General features: G+C 50.3%; 1 rRNA gene. It reads left to right on the top strand.

What is annotated here, in order from left to right:
* The first annotated feature begins 4 nt into the window (after positions 1-4).
* Positions 5-2,912, top strand: a 23S ribosomal RNA gene (locus tag FAY47_RS19750).
* Positions 2,913-2,916: the final 4 nt, after the last annotated feature.

Genomic DNA, 2,916 nt, shown 5'->3' with positions numbered 1-2,916 from the left:
GATAGGTCAAGCTACAAAGGGCGCATGGTGAATGCCTTGGCATCAGGAGCCGATGAAGGACGTGATAAGCTGCGATAAGCTTCGGGTAGGCGCACATAGCCAGAGATCCGAAGATTTCCGAATGAGGAAACTCACATGGGAAACCCCATGTATCATATAGTGAATACATAGCTATATGAAGGTAAACCCAGGGAACTGAAACATCTAAGTACCTGGAGGAAGAGAAAGAAAAATCGATTTTCTTAGTAGCGGCGAGCGAAAGGGAAAGAGCCCAAACCAAAGATTTATCTTTGGGGTTGCGGACAGAACATAACGAGAAATTATGATTAATTGAAGACAACTGGAAAGTTGAGCCATAGAGTGTAATAGCCACGTAAGTGAAAATTATAATGATCAAGTTCTGATCCAGAGTACCACGAGACACGTGAAACCTTGTGGGAAGCAGGGAGGACCACCTCCCAAGGCTAAATACTACCTGATGACCGATAGTGAAGCAGTACCGTGAGGGAAAGGTGAAAAGAACCCCGGGAGGGGAGTGAAATAGAACCTGAAACCGTGTGCCTACAACCGATCAAAGCCCCTTATGAGGGTGATGATGTGCTTTTTGTAGAACGAGCCAACGAGTTACGGTATGTAGCAAGGTTAAGTACTTAAGGTACGGAGCCGAAGGGAAACCAAGTCTTAATAGGGCGACTAGTTGCATGCCGTAGACCCGAAACCGGGTGACCTATCCATGGCCAGGTTGAAGCGGGGGTAAAACCCCGTGGAGGACCGAACCACGTTGGTGTTGAAAAACCATGGGATGAGCTGTGGATAGCGGAGAAATTCCAATCGAACTCGGAGATAGCTGGTTCTCCTCGAAATAGCTTTAGGGCTAGCGTCGAATGTGAGTAGTGGAGGTAGAGCACTGAATGGGCTAGGGGGCATAGCGCTTACCGAACCTTATCAAACTCCGAATGCCACATACTATAAGTTCGGCAGTCAGACTACGAAAGATAAGTTCCGTGGTCAAAAGGGAAACAGCCCAGATCGTCAGCTAAGGTCCCAAAGTGTAAGTTAAGTGGAAAAGGATGTGGGATTTCTAAGACAACTAGGATGTTGGCTTAGAAGCAGCCACTCATTTAAAGAGTGCGTAATAGCTCACTAGTCGAGAGATCCTGCGCCGAAGATGTCCGGGGCTCAAACTTACCACCGAAGCTACGGGCTTGCGCGTTTGCGTGAGCGGTAGAGGAGCGTCGTAATCGGGCTGAAGTCGTACCGTAAGGAGCGGTGGACTGATTACGAGTGAGAATGTTGGCATTAGTAGCGAGATGTGGGTGAGAATCCCACAGGCCGAAAACCTAAGGTTTCCTCAGGAAGGTTCGTCCTCTGAGGGTTAGTCGGGACCTAAGCCGAGGCCGAAAGGCGTAGGTGATGGACAATCGGTTGATATTCCGATACCACTATTATCGTTATTATCGATGGTGTGACGGAGAAGGATAGGATGTGCTAACTATTGGATGTTAGTCTAAGCGTTTAGGGAGTTAGGATAGGCAAATCCGTTCTAACAATTCTGAGGCGTGATGGGGAAGGCTCTACGGAGCCGAAGTATCTGATTCCATGCTTCCAAGAAAAGCATCTAGAGAGAGAAGTAGTGCCCGTACCGCAAACCGACACAGGTAGGTGAGGAGAGAATCCTAAGGCCGGCGGAAGAATCACAGTTAAGGAACTAGGCAAATTGACCCCGTAACTTCGGGAGAAGGGGTGCCTGTCGTATGGCAGGCCGCAGAGAATAGGCCCAAGCAACTGTTTAGCAAAAACACAGGTCTCTGCTAAAGCGAAAGCTGATGTATAGGGGCTGACGCCTGCCCGGTGCTGGAAGGTTAAGGGGAACACTTAGCGCAAGCGAAGGTGTGAACTTAAGCCCCAGTAAACGGCGGCCGTAACTATAACGGTCCTAAGGTAGCGAAATTCCTTGTCAGGTAAGTTCTGACCCGCACGAATGGCGTAATGACTTGGGCACTGTCTCAACTGTGAATCCGGCGAAGTTGTAGTGCGAGTGAAGATGCTCGCTACCCGCGATTGGACGGAAAGACCCCGTAGAGCTTTACTGTAGCTTAGCATTGAATTTCGGTATTGTCTGTACAGGATAGGTGGGAGACTGAGAAACCAGAGCGTCAGCTTTGGTGGAGTCGTCCTTGGGATACCACCCTGATAGTACTGAGGTTCTAACTGGATGCCATGAAACTGGTGACAGGACATTGTTAGGTGGGCAGTTTGACTGGGGCGGTCGCCTCCTAAAAAGTAACGGAGGCGCCCAAAGGTTCCCTCAGAACGGTCGGAAATCGTTCGTAGAGTGCAAAGGCAGAAGGGAGCCTGACTGCGAGACCTACAAGTCGAGCAGGGACGAAAGTCGGGCTTAGTGATCCGGTGGTACCTCGTGGGAGGGCCATCGCTCAACGGATAAAAGCTACCTCGGGGATAACAGGCTGATCTCCCCCAAGAGTCCACATCGACGGGGAGGTTTGGCACCTCGATGTCGGCTCGTCGCATCCTGGGGCTGAAGTAGGTCCCAAGGGTTGGGCTGTTCGCCCATTAAAGCGGCACGCGAGCTGGGTTCAGAACGTCGTGAGACAGTTCGGTCCCTATCCGTCGCGGGCGCAGGAAATTTGAGAGGAGCTGTCCTTAGTACGAGAGGACCGGGATGGACTGACCTCTGGTGTACCAGTTGTTCTGCCAAGAGCATAGCTGGGTAGCTAAGTCGGGAAGGGATAAACGCTGAAAGCATCTAAGCGTGAAGCCCACCTCAAGATGAGATTTCCCATAGCGTAAGCTAGTAAGACCCCTTGAAGAACACAAGGTTGATAGGTCAGAGGTGTAAGTGTGGTAACATATTTAGCTGACTGATACTAATAGGTCGAGGGCTTGACCAAATAA

This window comes from Clostridium sp. HBUAS56017, from assembly GCF_007115085.1.
Taxonomy (GTDB): domain Bacteria; phylum Bacillota; class Clostridia; order Clostridiales; family Clostridiaceae; genus Clostridium; species Clostridium cibarium.
Note: the sequence above shows the minus strand (reverse complement) of the source record. Positions and strands in the feature narration are given on the sequence as shown.